The 15,273-nt window shown below is 60.6% G+C and carries 18 protein-coding genes; 10 read left to right on the plus strand and 8 right to left on the minus strand.

The window, feature by feature from the left end; genetic code table 11:
- Positions 1–22 precede the first annotated feature (22 nt).
- Positions 23–655, plus strand: a complete 633-nt coding sequence (locus G3256_RS13575; protein WP_169641333.1) for a sulfotransferase family protein — start codon at positions 23–25, stop codon at positions 653–655.
- On the opposite strand, the gene G3256_RS13580 is transcribed toward G3256_RS13575, so the two are convergent.
- Positions 624–1,796, minus strand: coding sequence for an MFS transporter (locus tag G3256_RS13580; RefSeq protein WP_169641334.1), 1,173 nt, complete (start codon positions 1,794–1,796; stop codon positions 624–626). The two genes, G3256_RS13575 and G3256_RS13580, sit on opposite strands and share 32 nt — an antisense overlap.
- 148 nt (positions 1,797–1,944) lie before the next feature.
- Between G3256_RS13580 and G3256_RS13585 the strand changes: the two genes are divergently transcribed.
- The 6 genes from G3256_RS13585 (at position 1,945) to G3256_RS13610 (ending at position 6,774) form a co-directional block, all read left to right on the plus strand.
- Positions 1,945–2,616 carry a 50S ribosomal protein L25/general stress protein Ctc gene (locus G3256_RS13585; protein ID WP_169641335.1) on the plus strand — a complete coding sequence of 224 codons (672 nt, stop codon included), beginning with the start codon at positions 1,945–1,947 and terminating at the stop codon, positions 2,614–2,616.
- A gap of 106 nt (positions 2,617–2,722) precedes the next feature.
- Positions 2,723–3,433 carry an aminoacyl-tRNA hydrolase gene (gene pth / locus G3256_RS13590; RefSeq protein WP_169641336.1) on the plus strand — a complete coding sequence of 237 codons (711 nt, stop codon included), beginning with the start codon at positions 2,723–2,725 and terminating at the stop codon, positions 3,431–3,433.
- Positions 3,430–4,470 carry a DUF2332 domain-containing protein gene (locus tag G3256_RS13595; protein ID WP_169641337.1) on the plus strand — a complete coding sequence of 347 codons (1,041 nt, stop codon included), beginning with the start codon at positions 3,430–3,432 and terminating at the stop codon, positions 4,468–4,470. The genes pth and G3256_RS13595 overlap by 4 nt, the downstream gene beginning before the upstream one ends.
- The gene (locus tag G3256_RS13600; RefSeq protein WP_169641338.1) at positions 4,470–5,633 is read left to right on the plus strand and encodes a serine hydrolase domain-containing protein; all 1,164 of its coding nucleotides are present in this window, start codon (positions 4,470–4,472) and stop codon (positions 5,631–5,633) included. Before G3256_RS13595 ends, G3256_RS13600 begins: the two co-directional genes overlap by 1 nt.
- Positions 5,634–5,646: 13 nt before the next feature.
- Entirely contained in the window at positions 5,647–6,015 is a 369-nt protein-coding gene (locus G3256_RS13605; protein ID WP_169641339.1) for a DUF2237 family protein, read from the plus strand.
- A gap of 87 nt (positions 6,016–6,102) precedes the next feature.
- Positions 6,103–6,774, plus strand: coding sequence for a site-2 protease family protein (locus G3256_RS13610; RefSeq protein WP_169641340.1), 672 nt, complete (start codon positions 6,103–6,105; stop codon positions 6,772–6,774).
- Positions 6,775–6,784: 10 nt separating this feature from the next.
- Here the strand turns inward: G3256_RS13610 and trpB are convergent, their stop codons facing one another.
- The 4 genes from trpB to ihfB all read right to left on the minus strand — a co-directional run bounded on the left by trpB (position 6,785) and on the right by ihfB (position 9,477).
- Positions 6,785–8,032 carry a tryptophan synthase subunit beta gene (trpB, locus tag G3256_RS13615; protein ID WP_169641341.1) on the minus strand — a complete coding sequence of 416 codons (1,248 nt, stop codon included), beginning with the start codon at positions 8,030–8,032 and terminating at the stop codon, positions 6,785–6,787.
- A gap of 122 nt (positions 8,033–8,154) precedes the next feature.
- Entirely contained in the window at positions 8,155–8,802 is a 648-nt protein-coding gene (locus G3256_RS13620) for a phosphoribosylanthranilate isomerase (protein ID WP_169641342.1), read from the minus strand.
- 40 nt (positions 8,803–8,842) lie between these two features.
- The gene (locus G3256_RS13625) at positions 8,843–9,193 is read right to left on the minus strand and encodes a lipopolysaccharide assembly protein LapA domain-containing protein (protein WP_169641343.1); all 351 of its coding nucleotides are present in this window, start codon (positions 9,191–9,193) and stop codon (positions 8,843–8,845) included.
- Positions 9,193–9,477 carry an integration host factor subunit beta gene (gene ihfB / locus G3256_RS13630; RefSeq protein WP_169641344.1) on the minus strand — a complete coding sequence of 95 codons (285 nt, stop codon included), beginning with the start codon at positions 9,475–9,477 and terminating at the stop codon, positions 9,193–9,195. The genes G3256_RS13625 and ihfB overlap by 1 nt, the downstream gene beginning before the upstream one ends.
- Positions 9,478–9,947: 470 nt before the next feature.
- Here ihfB and G3256_RS13635 point away from each other — a divergent pair, with 470 nt between their 5' ends.
- On the plus strand, positions 9,948–10,583 hold the full coding sequence (locus tag G3256_RS13635; protein ID WP_169641345.1) for an outer membrane protein: 636 nt from the start codon (positions 9,948–9,950) through the stop codon (positions 10,581–10,583).
- 100 nt (positions 10,584–10,683) lie between these two features.
- On the opposite strand, the gene rpsA is transcribed toward G3256_RS13635, so the two are convergent.
- Complete coding sequence (gene rpsA / locus G3256_RS13640; protein WP_169641346.1) at positions 10,684–12,363, minus strand: 30S ribosomal protein S1; 1,680 nt, start codon at positions 12,361–12,363, stop codon at positions 10,684–10,686.
- A gap of 445 nt (positions 12,364–12,808) precedes the next feature.
- Here rpsA and G3256_RS13645 point away from each other — a divergent pair, with 445 nt between their 5' ends.
- On the plus strand, positions 12,809–13,237 hold the full coding sequence (locus G3256_RS13645; RefSeq protein ID WP_169641347.1) for a BLUF domain-containing protein: 429 nt from the start codon (positions 12,809–12,811) through the stop codon (positions 13,235–13,237).
- A gap of 9 nt (positions 13,238–13,246) precedes the next feature.
- On the opposite strand, the gene G3256_RS13650 is transcribed toward G3256_RS13645, so the two are convergent.
- Complete coding sequence (locus G3256_RS13650; RefSeq protein ID WP_246227616.1) at positions 13,247–13,810, minus strand: polysaccharide deacetylase family protein; 564 nt, start codon at positions 13,808–13,810, stop codon at positions 13,247–13,249.
- Between the two features lie 195 nt (positions 13,811–14,005).
- Between G3256_RS13650 and G3256_RS13655 the strand changes: the two genes are divergently transcribed.
- Complete coding sequence (locus G3256_RS13655) at positions 14,006–14,659, plus strand: cyclic nucleotide-binding domain-containing protein (protein WP_343044358.1); 654 nt, start codon at positions 14,006–14,008, stop codon at positions 14,657–14,659.
- 2 nt (positions 14,660–14,661) lie between these two features.
- Here G3256_RS13655 and G3256_RS13660 read toward each other — a convergent pair whose 3' ends face one another.
- The gene (locus G3256_RS13660) at positions 14,662–15,273 is read right to left on the minus strand and encodes a (d)CMP kinase (protein ID WP_169641349.1); all 612 of its coding nucleotides are present in this window, start codon (positions 15,271–15,273) and stop codon (positions 14,662–14,664) included.

The raw sequence follows: 15,273 nt of genomic DNA on the forward strand, positions 1-15,273 counted from the left end.
CTCGTGGCGCTACGGTGCCGTCATGCTGATTTTTCTGGCCGAACGCCTCGCCTATCTTGCCACGCCCAAAACCGGCTCGACGGCTGTCGAAACGGCTTTGCGCTCCCGTGCCGACATCGTTTTCGCGCGCGGGCGAAAACATGTGACTGCACAACGTTATCAGGCCCGTGTCCGCCCGTTTCTGAAGGAAACATTCCGGGTCGCCCCGGACAGCGTTGCGGTCATGCGCGAACCGGTTGACCAGCTGCGCAGCTGGTATCGCTACCGCATGCGCGAGGCCAGAGACGGCGCGCCGCAGTCCACACGCGGATTGAGTTTCGATGAATTCATCTGTGCGGTGATTTCAGACGACCCGCCCGAATTTGCCCGCGTCGGCAGCCAGTTTGCCTTTCTGACAAACGGCAAAGGCCGGCTGGTGGCGGATCACGTATTCGCCTGGGAAGATCAGCCGCAGTTTCTGGCGTTTCTGAGCAGGCGCCTCAAGGACCCTGTCGCCCCTGAGCAGCGCAATGTCTCACCCGATATTCCTGCACCTCTGGATCAGATCACGGAAGCAAAGCTGCGCGAGGCTCGTGCGGCGGAGTTTGCGCTCTATCAGCAGATCATCGACGCCGGTGGTCAGCTCAGGCGCGGCGAAGACCGGACCGCGCCGTAACCGCGCGCGACAGCGACGGCACCAGCACCAGTGCGGCAAAAACCATGACGCCGCCAACCACAAAAAAACCTGCGCGCAGACCCAGCATCTCGGATGTGAGACCCATGAGTGGCGGCCCCACGAAAAAGGCACCGTACCCCATCACTGAGGCCCGGCTGATCGCGGCAAGCCGGTCCTGCGGATCAACAAGCCGACCGACGAGGGCGAGAGCCAGCGGGGCCACGACGGAGACCCCCAGACCGGTCAGTCCGAACCCGACGTAGGCGACAACAAGACCCGGTGCGGCCCCTGCAATGAAGAGACCGAGAGCCGCCGTCAGGGCGGCCGCCGCCATCAGCCGCAGTTCCGGCAGGCGCGCGGACAAAAAGTGCCCGGCGAGCCGCCCGATGCCCATTGTCAGCCCGAGGATCGCAGGCCCCAGTGCGCCCTGCGCCGGCCCGCCGCCCAGCGTCCGCTCCAGATGCAGTGCCGACCACCCTTCGGCAGAAGCCTCAACAAGGAAGGCGGCCAGGACCAGCGCCCCGCCCAGCCAGACCAGCGCGTGTGGCAAACCATCGGGTGAAAGCGAAGGCACCGCCTCGCGCACGGCGACCTTTCTGCGTCCTGTCATGACAAAACAAAGCACGATCACCAGCACGGTGAACCCGGTGAAAACCTGAACCGGCGTGAATGACATCTCACGCAGCACACCTGTCAGCAGCGCAGCGCCCGCGTAAGCAAAGGCATAGACCGCATGATTGAGGTTCATGAGCGGCCGGCCATGGCGCTCTTCTGCTTCGGAAACACGCACATTGACCAGCACATCAACAATCCCGGAGCCCACCGAGGCCACTGTCATCCCGATGGTAAAAGACACAAGTCCGCCCGATGCGCCCGCCGTCAGCATGCCGGCCGCGACCAGCAGTGCAGCCCCCGGCATGGCCAGCCGGCCCGCGATCCGGTGCGCCAGCGGTGCCAGCCACATGGCCGCCAGCGCGCCCAGTGAGGCCAGCAGCACCACCGAGCCATAGGTCCCGTCGGACGCACCGATTGCCGCCTTGATCACCGGCATCTGGGCAAAAAAACACGCCCAGGCACCGGCAATGACGACAAAGCCCGCAAGCGCGCGGCGCGACAACCACAGATCGTTCAGAAACACCATGCTCCCCTCTTTCACGGGCGTGCAGCCCCCGCAAGAGACGGGAGCTGAAAAACCCCTTTTCACGCGGGCCAAACCGGTCTATACGCGCGGCTTCATGCGGGCATACAGCCTTGGAGGATGCCCGCCCTAACATATTGGAGAGACAAAGATGGCTGGAGAAATTCCGGATCTTGAAGCTCAGGAACGGACGGGGACAGGCAAGGGCGCCGCTCGTCAGGCACGCCGCGACGGCATGGTTCCTGGTATCGTATTTGGTGGTGACACGGACCCGCTGCCGATTAACATTCCGTTCAACACGCTTATTCAGAAACTGCGCGCAGGCCGGTTCAAGTCCACACTGTTCAACATGAAAGTGGACGGGCATGACGATGTGCGCGTGATCTGCCGTGACGTTCAGCGCCACGTGGTCAAAGATCTGCCGACGCATATCGATTTCATGCGCCTTAAGCGGACCACTCAGATCAACCTCTTTATCGCGGTTGAAGTCGACGGCGAAGAAGAAAGCCCCGGTCTCAAGCAGGGCGGCGTTCTGACCATGATTCGCCCCGAAGTCGAGCTGATTGTGACTGCTGGCGATATCCCCGATCACGTTACGATCGATATCTCCGAGCTTGAAATCGGCGACAGCGTCACGATTTCTGCGGTCAAACTGCCCAAGGGCGCCAAACCGACCATCGACCGCGACTTTGTCATTGCACAGATTTCCGCACCTTCCGGCCTTGCATCGCAGAGCGATGATGAGGACGAGGATGACGTGGATGTGGATGAAGTTCCGACCACTGAGATGGGCCCGCCGGATGGAGAAGAAGCGGAGGATTGATTTTCCACTTCAGAAAAAGACAGTGATTACGGGGCCCTTTGCGGCCCCGTATTTCGTTCAGGCCGGCGCCCTGCTATGCTGCATCGCAACATGAGGGAGCATTGCAATGAAGCTGTTGGTCGGCCTTGGGAACCCGGGCGCAAAATATGCCGGACACAGGCATAATATCGGGTTCATGGCGCTGGACCGCATCGCCTCTGATCACGGCTTTCCTGCATGGAAGGGAAAGCATCAGGGCAGTATCTCAGAAGGGCGCTTCGGGTCTGACCGCGCCGTTCTGCTTAAGCCCGAAACATTCATGAACAATTCCGGCCAGTCGGTGCAGGCCGCCATGCGGTTTTACAAACTGGGCCCTGCCGATGTGATCGTGCTGCACGATGAGATCGATCTTGCCCCGGGCAAAGTGAAACACAAGACCGGCGGCGGGCACGCCGGTCACAACGGCCTGCGCTCGGTGCATGCCCATATCGGCCCGGATTACGGGCGGGTCCGGCTTGGCGTCGGCCATCCCGGTCACAAGGACCGCGTGCCCTCTTACGTGCTGCATGATTTTGCAAAGGCAGATCAGGACTGGCTTGATGATGTGCTGCGCGGCGTCAGCGACGGCGCGCCGTGGCTGGCCGCGGGTGATCCGGCGAAGTTTATGAACGCCGTGGCGTTGCGCGTAAACCCGCCGCGCTCAGGGACCGGGACCGAAGGCGAGAAAAAGCAGACGGCCGGTGCGTCGGGCACGGCGGCCGCATCTGACCCGCCGGCGCCGGAACCCGGAATTGACCCGCGCTCTGCGATGCAAAAGCTGATGGACCGCTTCAGGTGACGCTGGCCCGGGCCTTTGCCGATCAGGCGATCAGCTGCGGCCGTCTTGGCTCACCCTTCATGCAGCAACTGCTCAGTATGCTGAGCGCACACTGGCCCGGGGACACTGCGCTGGCGGCAAAGTTTGCGGCGTTCAGCGGGGATATCGGGCCTGCCGGGCATTCGCTGCCGCTGCGCCTTGCCGGCGGGCTGCATGCGCTGGTGCTGACCGGTCGTGCGCCGGAGCTTGCCGCCCTATACCCGCCCTCCCGGGTCAGCGACCACGCTTTGCGCGAGGGTGTCCTTGACGCTCTCGGCGCGCATGAGGCCTTTTTGCTCAACTGGGTCGAGAGCCCGCCCCAGACCAATGAGGTCCGCCGGTCCGCCGCGCTGATGGCCGGCGCGACCGTTGTCGCTCAGCATTCCCAGCTGCCTGTGGTCCTGTCAGAACTGGGGGCCAGTGGCGGTCTGAACCTCATGTGGGATCATTACGCGCTCGACCTGTCCGGTGGCGGGCCGGGAACGGCTGCGCCGGTGGTCCGCCTCACGCCCGAGTGGGAAGGCCCCCTGCCCCCGACCCGCCTGCCTGTCGTGGCGGAGCGGGCAGGCGTCGACCTAAACCCGCTCGACCCTCAGAACCCTGACGATCTTTTGCGGCTCACAGCCTATCTCTGGCCGGATCAGCCGCACCGGCTTGCGATGACGCGGGCTGCAGCAGGCGTGATGACCGCCCGGATTGACCGCGCCGATGCCATCGACTGGCTGGAGCAGCGGCTCACAGCCGCGCCGGACGGCCATCTGCACCTGATCCAGCACACGGTTGCCTGGCAGTATTTTCCCGAAGCGGCCCGGGCGCGTGGCCTGGCACTGATCGAGGCTGCCGGTGCTGCGGCCACTCATTACCGCCCGCTCGCCTGGCTCTCGATGGAAAGCGAAGGAGATGTGCATGCCGCAGAGGGTGCAGCCCTGGTGCTGCGGTTCTGGCCGGGCGACGTCACCCTGCGGCTCGGAAGGGCAGATTTCCACGGCCGCTGGATCCGCTGGCAGGGAGGTGTCTGATGCGCACGGCGGGTAAATGGCTTGGCCGGGTGCTCCTGATGCTGATCTGCGCGCTCATTGCGGCCGGTGTCTGGAAACGGGACGAGATCAACCGCCTGATGGCCGTGAACAGCCTCTTTGAGCCCGACCGGATCGTCGCCAATTTCAGCAATATGGACGCCGCCTTTCTGCATACCCGTCTGGAGACCGGTACGGCTCCGGCATCGCCCCTGTCCGCGGGCACTGCGGCCACAATGCCCGATGGATTTGACGCCTTCGTAAGAGCACGCCGGGTCACCTCCGTGGTCGTGCTGCATAACGGCAGACTGGTCCATGAAAGCTATCATCTCGGCACCGGCCCGGACGATCTGCGCATCAGTTGGTCAGTTGCCAAGAGTTTCCTGTCTGCGCTGACCGGAGTGCTCGTCTCCGAAGGTGCCATCAGCAGCCTTGATGATCCGGTTGTTCAGTATGCGCCGTCTCTGGCCGGCGGAGCATACAATGACACCACGATACGACACGTGCTGAACATGGCAACCGGCGTTACTTTCGACGAGGATTACCTGGATAAATCTTCCGATATCAACAGGATGGGCAGAGTTCTGGCGCTGGGTGGCCGGATGGATGATTTCGCTGCCGGCCTGACCGAAACCTTCGCGGAACCGGGCACCGACTGGCAGTATGTCTCGATTGACACCCATGTGCTTGGCATGGTGCTCCGCGGGGCCACCGGACGCTCCCTCTCTGATCTGATGCAGGAGAAAATTATTGCGCCCCTCCGACCAGAACGTGCGCCCTACTACCTCACCGACGGGGCCGGCGTTGCCTTTGCTCTTGGTGGGCTCAATCTGACGACACGCGATTATGCGCGCTTTGGTCAGATGTTTGCCCAGAGCGGTCTCTGGCAGGGAAAACAGGTCGTGCCGGCCGCCTGGGCAAAAGCGTCGACAACCCCGAGCGCCCCCACCCAGCAGGGCGAGATGGGATACGGCTATCAGTGGTGGATGCCCCGCGACGCCCGCCCGCGGGAATACATGGGTCGTGGCATTTACGGCCAGTACCTCTATATCAGTGAACCGGAAGGTGTGGTGATCGCACTCACAGCTGTGGATCCTGTCTTTCGCCGGCGTGAGATCGTGCGCGAAAACATCGCGATGTTCCGCCGGATTGCAGACAGTCTCTGAGAAAGGCCCCGCGATGGAAAAGGACGAAAGCATAAATGTTCTGGGCGAGCCCCTGGCGGTTTGTGGCACGGATCCTGTGACCGGGTTTTTCCGGGACGGGTCATGCAATACCTGTGCCGCCGATCAGGGCAGCCATACCGTTTGTGCCGTGCTGACCGCGGAATTTCTGGCCTATTCCAAATATGTCGGCAACGATCTGAGCACGCCGCGCCCGGAGTACGGGTTTGCCGGACTGAACCCGGGCGACGCCTGGTGTCTTTGCGCGGCCCGCTTCCTGCAGGCGCATGACGAAGGATGTGCGCCACAGATTAATCTTGAGGCCACCCATGCACGTGCGCTCGACATCGTCCCTCTGGAAGTGCTCCGAAAATACGCGGCCTGAGCGCACAGAGTTGCCCGGTCCGGGTCTTTTTTACGGCACAATCCCCGGAGAGACTCCGCATTAACTGTATTTTTGCGGAGCGTGCCGGTGACCGGATCAGATAAACCGATTTACGAGTTCCGGGGGCCGTTTGGTGTGCCGGTACAGATTCAGCCCGGCATATTGCTGCTGTTTCTGATTTTCCTGTCGGTCAGCGGGTCACCGTCAGACCTGATATATGATCTGATTTTCGTAAGCCTCCTGGTCCTGTCGATTTTTCTGCATGAGGTCGGACACGCTTGGGGGTGTCTCATCCAGGGCATCCCGGTGCGCCGGATCGTGCTGCATGCAGGTGGCGGATTCTGCGAACACAATCGCTCACCTTCGCCCTATGAGAACGAACTGATCGTGGCAATGGGACCGATTGTGAATCTGGCAATCTGGGCGCTGGCCTCGATGACCTGGCCGCTTTTCGGCAACGGTGATCTGAGCTGGTGCGTCTGGGTGCTGGGCTACATCAATCTTTTTCTGGCCGTGCTCAATCTGCTGCCGGTGCATCCGCTCGACGGTGGCAAGCTTTTTGAGCTTGCACTGATGCGCGTCCTGCCGCCACAGACAGCCCACCGGATCTCCGGCGGCGTCGGATTTGTGATCGCGCTGGCCTGGATCCCGGCAATGATCCTGTGCTTTTTCACCCTGGGACTGGTGCTCTTTTTCATTCCCTCAGTGCGCGCGCACTGGGAGATGATGCGCGGCGAGGACCTGCGACGCCGCACCTGACAGGACCGGCTTACTGGACGCTGCGCCCTTCGGGGCCGTCCATGTCAAAGCCCAGGGCACGGGCAACGGTAAAGATGTCTTTGTCACCGCGGCCGCACATGTTCATGCAGATGATGTGATCGCCCGGCAGATCCGGTGCGATCTTCATGACATGGGCGAGTGCGTGGCTGGGCTCAAGCGCCGGGATGATCCCTTCAAGCTCACAGCAGACCTGGAAAGCCTTCAGCGCTTCGCGGTCAGTGATCGCCACATATTCTGCGCGCCCGATGTCGTGCAGCCAGGCGTGTTCCGGCCCGATGCCCGGATAGTCTAGCCCTGCGGAGATCGAGAACCCTTCGAGGATCTGCCCGTCGTCGTCCTGCAGAAGATAGGTGCGGTTGCCGTGCAGCACGCCAGGGCGCCCGCCGGTCAGTGATGCGCAGTGCTCCATCTTTTCGTTCACGCCCTTGCCGCCGGCTTCGACGCCGATGATCCCGACCTCTTTGTCGTCAAGAAACGGATAGAAGAGCCCCATCGCATTGGACCCCCCACCAATCGCCGCAATCAGGGTATCCGGCAGCCGGCCCTCGGCGGCGTTCATCTGTTCGCGGACCTCTTTGCCGATGATCGATTGAAAATCGCGCACCATCGCAGGATAGGGGTGCGGGCCGGCAACGGTGCCGATGCAGTAAAAAGTATCGCGCACATTGGTCACCCAGTCCCGCAGCGCATCGTTCATCGCGTCCTTAAGAGTGCCGCGCCCTGAGGTCACGGGCACAACTTCGGCGCCCAGCAGTTTCATGCGGAAAACGTTGGGGGCCTGACGCTCGACGTCATGCGCGCCCATATAAACAATGCATTTCAGGCCGAATTTCGCACAGACCGTGGCCGTGGCCACGCCGTGCTGTCCCGCGCCGGTTTCCGCGATGATACGTGTTTTACCCATGCGGCGGGCCAGAATAATCTGGCCCAGCACATTATTGATCTTATGCGCGCCGGTGTGGTTGAGTTCGTCACGCTTCATATAGATTTTCGCACCACCAAGGTGCTCTGTGAGACGCTCAGCGTGGTAAAGGGGGCTGGGGCGGCCGACGTAATGGGTCCACAGATCATGCATTTCCGCCCAGAAGCTTTCGTCAGTTTTGGCTTTTTCGTATTGCTCTTCAAGCTCCAGAATGAGCGGCATCAGCGTCTCGGAGACAAACCGTCCGCCGAAATCACCAAAGCGGCCGTTTTCATCCGGACCGGTCATGAAGGAGTTGAAAAGATCGTTTGCCATTGCGCCACCTCGTCTCGTCGCATGGCGTTCTGCCTATCCTGCGCCGGACCGGGAAACAAGGCGTTATGGGCGCTCAGCCCCCTGCGGTAAGGTGACGCCGGAAAAACCCGCGCATTTTGCGATCAGGCCCGGGCGTTCTGCACAAAACTGCTGAACAGGCTGCTGTCTTTTTCACCGGGCGACGTCTCAAGTCCGGAAGAGACATCAACCTGACGCGCGCCCGTGCGTCTGACCGCCTCCGCCACGTTGTCGGGGGTCAGTCCGCCGGCCAGCATCCAGGGCCGGGTCCAGTATTTACGGTCCGCCAGCAACTGCCAGTCAAAAGCAAGACCGTTACCTCCGGGCAGATCAGCCCCTTCCGGCGGTTTCGCATCAATCAGCAACTGATCACAAACCGGCGCATAGAGGTCAATCGCAGCGAGGTCCTCCGCTCCGGCAATACCGATCGCTTTCATTACCGGCAGCCTGTAGCGCGACTTTATCTCTGCCACGCGTTCCGGTGTCTCCCTGCCGTGGAGCTGCAGCATATCAAGCGGGACAGCGTCTGTGAGGGCGTCGAGAAATACATCATCCGGGTTAACAACCAGCGCGACCCTGGCAAGGCCAACCGGAGTGCCCGTGGCAAGAGCGCAGGCCAGTTCCAGCGTCACGTTTCGGGGAGATTTTTCAAAAAACACAAACCCGCAGTAGCGCGCGCCCGCATCAGCCGCGGCATCGACATCGGCTGCTGTACGCAGCCCACAGATTTTTACGGCGACACTGTCAGACATGCCGGGGTTTGATCATAACCGCCGGGGCGGTGCAAGAGCCTCAGCCGGCTTCGTCAAGCAGAGCGAGCACCTCGTCTTTGCCGTGGTGTTTCTCGCCTTTGAGCTTAGCGACCTCACGCTGAAGCCGGCGCATCTCACGTGCCTGTCTCGCCGCCTCTGCACGCTGATTGTGCTCGCGGATCCATTCCCAGACAAAGCCGACGAAAAGGCCCATAATGATACCGCCGAAAATAACGATATAAAGCGGCAGACTGATCTGCGGGGTCACGGCAAACCAGCCGGCGACCTCTGCCGGAACAAGCTGAAGGGACACGATCGACCGGTTGGCCAGCGCAACCCCGATCAGAGCGATGGCGAAAACCGCAATACAGGCATAACGGATGTAACGCATCAGGCCTTACCGTTCAGCCGGTCGCGCAGCAGCTTGCCGGTCTTGAAAAACGGCACGTGCTTTTCTTCGACATGCACCGTTTCGCCGGTGCGCGGATTGCGACCGATACGGGCATCGCGCTTTTTCACGGAAAAGGCGCCGAAGCCGCGCAGTTCAACACGGTCACCGCGGGACATTGCCCCTGTGACCTCTTCGAAAATGGTGTTGACGATACGTTCGACGTCCCGCTGATAAAGATGTGGATTCTCATCTGCGATCTTCTGGATCAGCTCAGACCGGATCATTGCAACACCCCCTGATTTACCGGCGCTTTATCGCACCCTGCGCGGACGACTATAGAAACTTTCCGGCGTCACGGAAAGTGACACTGCGCCCGGCGGAGCGCTTTTTTTGGAACGAAGGCTCTGTATTTGTGATGTTTTTCATCGCACGGGCGCCGGTTTTGATGAACTCCTCCGGACCCGTTCCGCGCTGCAACGCAGCATAAGAGTATGATTCGCGAGCGCTTTTCCGCTTCGCCGAAAAGGAACGCGGCTGACAGCAGATCAACCCACAGGCGAAAAGCTGCCGATCACGATAATCTGTGATTAACCCGGCTGAATAAATGGTAAATAAAACAGGAACCTTCGGTAAGGCTGAGGGTTATCGTTCTACCATAGTGCGATAACTCGTCAGACGAAGTGTTACGGACTACCCTGCTTAATGAGGCCGGGCGAACTTTCGTAGATTTTTCACGCAGTAAAGGAGCATTTTAATGCTTAAGACTACAACGGCTCTGACCGTTCTGATCGTTTCAACTGCCGGCATGGCCTTCGCCGCCGGCCCCGAACCGACGCCCGTTGCACCGGTGGTTGTCGCTCCGCCGCCTCCGCCTTTCTGGGCCGGTGGTTATGTTGGTGCGCAGCTGGGGTATGCCTTCAGCGACTTCGATCTGGGGTCGATCACTACGCCGGATGATTTCAACGAGGACAGCGTCATCGGGGGTATCACCGCAGGCTATCTCTGGGATCTCGGCAACGGCTGGTACCTTGGCCCGGAATTCCAGTACGACTTCGCTGATCTGTCAGTCGCTGACTCGACAACCGGCGACTCTGCGGATTTTGATGAAATTGCGCGCCTCAAGCTGATTGCCGGCTACGAGCTGGGCAATGGCCTGCTGTTTGGCAGCGTCGGTGTTGCTTATGCAAGCCTCGATACAGTTGGCGGTGTGTTTGATGCAATTGACGGCAGCGACACCAGCTATGTTGTCGGTGTGGGTTATGACTACCGGGTCGGTGACAACTGGACCGTTGGTGGCGAATACCAGTATCATAACTTCACCGGCATCGGCGATGCGGGCGGCGACGTGGACGTAAATACGATCCACCTGCGGGCGATGTACCGCTTCTGATAAGGGATGGCGCGCCGGAAATTTCCGGTGCTGCCCTGCCAGACGAAAAAGGCCCCGTGGTTTGCACCACGGGGCCTTTGCTTTTCCGGGGATGCCGGACTTATTTGTCGTCGTCGCCTTTGAGGGCTGCGCCGAGGATATCGCCCAGCGATGCACCGGAGTCCGAGGAGCCATACTGTTCGACGGCTTCTTTTTCTTCCGCAATCTCACGGGCTTTGATCGACACGCCAAGACGGCGGGCTTTATTGTCGACGTTGGTGATGCGCACATCCACCTTGTCACCGACCGAGAAACGCTCAGGGCGCTGCTCTGCGCGGTCACGGCTGAGGTCAGACCGGCGGATGAAGGATTTCATGCCCTCATATTCCACTTCGACACCACCGTCTTCGATCGCAGTCACAGTCACGGTCACGATCGAGCCACGCTTCACGCCGCCCACCGCTTCTGCGAACTTGTCGCCGCCGACGGCTTTGATCGAGAGGCTGATGCGTTCTTTCTCAACGTCCACTTCGGAGACAACCGCCTGAACAGTGTCGCCTTTGCGATAGTTCTGGATCGCATCCTCGCCACGCTCGTCCCAGCTCAGATCGCTGAGGTGAACCATGCCGTCGATGTCGCCGTCGAGACCAACGAACAGACCGAATTCAGTGATGTTCTTGACCTCGCCCTCAACCTCGGTGCCCTCAGGATGCGTTTCCGCAAAGATTTCCCACGGGTTGCGCATGGTCTGCTTGAGACCAAGAGACACGCGGCGCTTGGCACCGTCGATTTCCAGCACCATGACTTCCACTTCCTGCGAGGTGGAGACGATTTTGCCGGGGTGGACGTTCTTTTTGGTCCAGGACATCTCGGAGACGTGCACAAGGCCTTCAACGCCAGCTTCAAGCTCAACAAAGGCACCGTAATCAGTGATGTTGGTCACGCGGCCTTTGTGAACGGAATCAAGCGGATATTTGGCCGCAACCAGATCCCACGGGTCTTCCTGCAGCTGCTTCATGCCGAGGCTGATGCGGTGCGTCTCTTTGTTGATCTTGATGACCTGAACTTTGATGGTCTCGCCGATCGACAGGATCTCGGACGGGTGGTTGACCCGGCGCCATGCCATGTCTGTTACGTGCAGCAGACCGTCGACACCCCCGAGATCCACAAAGGCACCGTATTCGGTGATGTTCTTGACCACGCCGTCGACCGTCTGGCCTTCGGTGAGGTTGCCGATGACTTCGGCGCGCTGTTCTGCTCGGGATTCTTCGAGGATCGCACGGCGCGATACCACGATGTTGCCACGACGACGGTCCATTTTCAGGATCTGGAACGGCTGCTTGAGACCCATCAGCGGGCCCGCGTCACGCACGGGGCGCACGTCAACCTGAGAGCCGGGCAGGAAGGCCACCGCACCGCCGAGGTCGACAGTAAAGCCACCTTTGACACGGCCAAAGATGGCGCCTTCGACGCGCTCTTCGTCCGCATATGCTTTTTCCAGACGGTCCCATGCTTCTTCGCGGCGCGCCATCTCGCGTGAGATAACAGCTTCGCCGCGCGGGCTTTCGACCTGCCGAAGGAACACTTCAACCTCGTCGCCGACTTCGATTTTGGGAGCTTCGCCCGGATCAGCGAATTCTTTAAGCTCAACGCGGCCTTCCATCTTATAGCCTACGTCGATAATGGCCTGGCCCGCTTCGATCGCGATCACCTTGCCTTTGACAACAGACCCCTCTTCGGGCGTGTCCATTTCGAAGCTTTCTTCAAGGAGTGCTTCAAACTCATCCATCGTATTTGCCATGTGGCGTCGTTTTCCTAACTATGACTGTTTCTGGCCGTGCGGTTGTCTCCGCCGGTCTTCGGGTTTCAGTTGGTCGAAGCGCGGAACAAAGAAGGGCCGGTAAAACCGACCCTGCCCGCCTTGCGGTGTTTTCCCCGCTTCAACGGGTGCGCGTATAGGGGCTTTTGAGCCCCGTCGCAAGTGTTAAGAGCGATGCGTGCTGTGGTTTGACCATAAGTCGCTTAAACCGTTTGCCCGCGCTTCGGCGAACACCGGTGTCCGGGGCCTTTTGACCGGGCTGTCAGTGTCTGTATGCCGCCTCGTCGCAATCTGTTCCGGGGCCTGTTGCGCAAGGGGGCCGCGAGCCCGGACGGCGGTAGGTTCAACGGAGCGCGATCCGGCCGGCATTCAGCACCTGTTAATGTCTGTGACTTACTTTGACCTGAGGTCAATCTGCGGACATATCATGGATCTCCATTACGCTCTTTATCACAGCAAATCACTGGAGCCCGCGAGCGCGACACTGCACAACGATATCCTGCAGGTCAGTGCGCGGAACAACGCGCGCGACCACCTCACCGGCTTTCTGCACCGGGAGGCCGACTATTTCATCCAGTACATCGAGGGGCCGAAGACGCGGCTTTACGGTGCTCTCGCGCGGATCGGCCGTGATACCCGCCACAGCAATTTCGAGGTCATCCAGAACGGCCCTGCGGAAAAACGGCTGCTGCCGGACTGGACAATGGGGTTTGTGGATCCGGGGCTTCTGAACCTGTCTGACCTGCTGGATGTCTCCCACGGGCGCCTTGATATCCGCACGATCGATCCTTTCGATCTGGTCATCTTTCTGGTCAGCAACGCCGGGGCGCTGCGATCCGGAGCGGCTGCGGCCTGATCCGAGCCGTCAGAGTTCCTGATCTTTGCGCAGATCGTCGAGCAGGTCCTGATAAATCCGGTTTGAATCGCCTCCGCCGAAAACATCTGCGCCACCCGAATAGGTCTGACCATAAGTCCTCGCGAGATTAATCGTCTGCGCAATTCCGGACAGAAACTGATCACGCTCCAGCGGCGAGAGCGGGTGGATGAAGACACCCCAGAGTCGCCCCTGCGCCACGGCATACCGCGCATCGAGTGCTGAATCGAAATTGGCCTGCATCAGGCGCATCAGCTCATCCGCACCAATCCCGTCGGCGGCGCGGATCGGCACCATCGCCCGCATCCGGTCCGCACGCGCATCCGCAATCACAATGACCGGGATATCCTGAACGGTGAATTCAATCGTAGGGCCGCGCGCAACGGCGTCCGGATCGATGATGCGGATGATCTCTCCCAGCCGTGGCACCGTCATTGCAGGCTCCGGCACCCCGTTTTCGGGCTTAGCGCCCTCCGGCGTGGCCGGTGCATCACTCTGAGCAAGAACCAGCGATGCTGTCAGCATCAGAATCAAGCACAGTATCAGTCGGGTCACGGCCGGCCTCCTCTCACGTTCCCGCCGACGGTACTGAGCGGAACGATCAAATACCATGCACCCTTTGGTGATCGTGCTGCAACATCCGATCCGGGCTGGATTGGCCCGAAGGAAGATGCGAGGGTCACTTCGACGACAGGCATAAGGGACGCTGCTCTGGAACTCACACTGGAATCCGCACTCTCTCCGGGCGGCATGGTCGGACATCTGTCCTATCTGCTGCTGGTTTTGTCCATGCTTATGCGGTCAATGACGAAGCTCAGGATTCTGGTAATCGCGTCCGCCTTTGCGGCCATCGCCTATGACGTGATCTGGCTTAAGGACCCGGTGGGCGTGTTCTGGGAGACGCTGCTGGTTGCAGTAAACATAATGCAGATCGCGCGCGAATGGTATGCCGAGCGGCGGGTGCGGCTGACTGCGGAAGAGGAGCTTTTCGTCTCTGCCCGCCTGCGTGGGGTCTCCAAGCGAAATGCGAAACGCCTGCTGAACCTCGGCACCTGGGAGAACGGCGTGTCAGGCATGGTGCTCACAACCGAAGGCGAACCGGTCTCTCATGTGGTTTATCTGATCAGCGGCGAGGTCGAGATCCTCGTTTCCGACGTTGTGGTTGCGACGTGCGGGGCGGGTAATTTCGTCGGGGAGATGTCAATCGTCGGCAATGCGCCGGCATCCGCGACCGCGACAGTTTCACGGCCGGCACGATTCTGGCGGATCGAAACCGGAAAACTACAGGTCCTGCAGGAAACCGACCCTGAGATTGCCGGAGCGCTCGATGTGGGCATTGCCAAAGACCTGCGCAACAAGATCATTTCGCTCAACACCAGCCGCAGCGGGGAAGGTCTCGCCTGACGCTATCGCCGCTCTGTCACTACCGCCAGAGCGGCGTCAACGGCGGCATCAATGCTCATATCCGATGTGTCTATCGTTACGGCATCTTCTGCAGGAACCAGCGGCGATGCGGTGCGCGAGCTGTCACGCGCATCACGCTCCCGCACATCTGCCAGGACCTGTTCGGGGCTGATCGCTGAACCGGCTGCGACCAGTTCGGCATGCCGCCGCGCGGCACGCACCGGTGCACTGGCTGTGACAAAAAGCTTCACCTCGGCGTTCGGGCAGATGACAGTGCCGATGTCGCGCCCGTCGAGAACTGCGCCACCCGCCCGTCGGGCAAAGCTGCGCTGAAAATCAAGAAGCGCGGCGCGTACTTCGGGCACCACAGCCACGCGGCTCGCCGCGTCCGCAACCTCCGGACCCCGCAGATCGCCCGCCTCGAGATCAGCCGCTGCCAGTTCCCGCGCCGCAGTCGCCGGGTCCTGCCCCAGCAGCATTCTAGCCCCGACCGCCCGATAGAGCAGTCCGGTATCAAGATGTGCAAAACCGAAGTGTGCGGCAACCGCTCTGGACACCGTGCCTTTGCCCGCAGCAGCCGGTCCGTCGATTGCAATGGTATAAGGCCCTTTCAT

Origin of the sequence: Roseobacter ponti, from assembly GCF_012932215.1 — a bacterium.
Taxonomy (GTDB): Bacteria; Pseudomonadota; Alphaproteobacteria; order Rhodobacterales; family Rhodobacteraceae; genus Roseobacter; species Roseobacter ponti.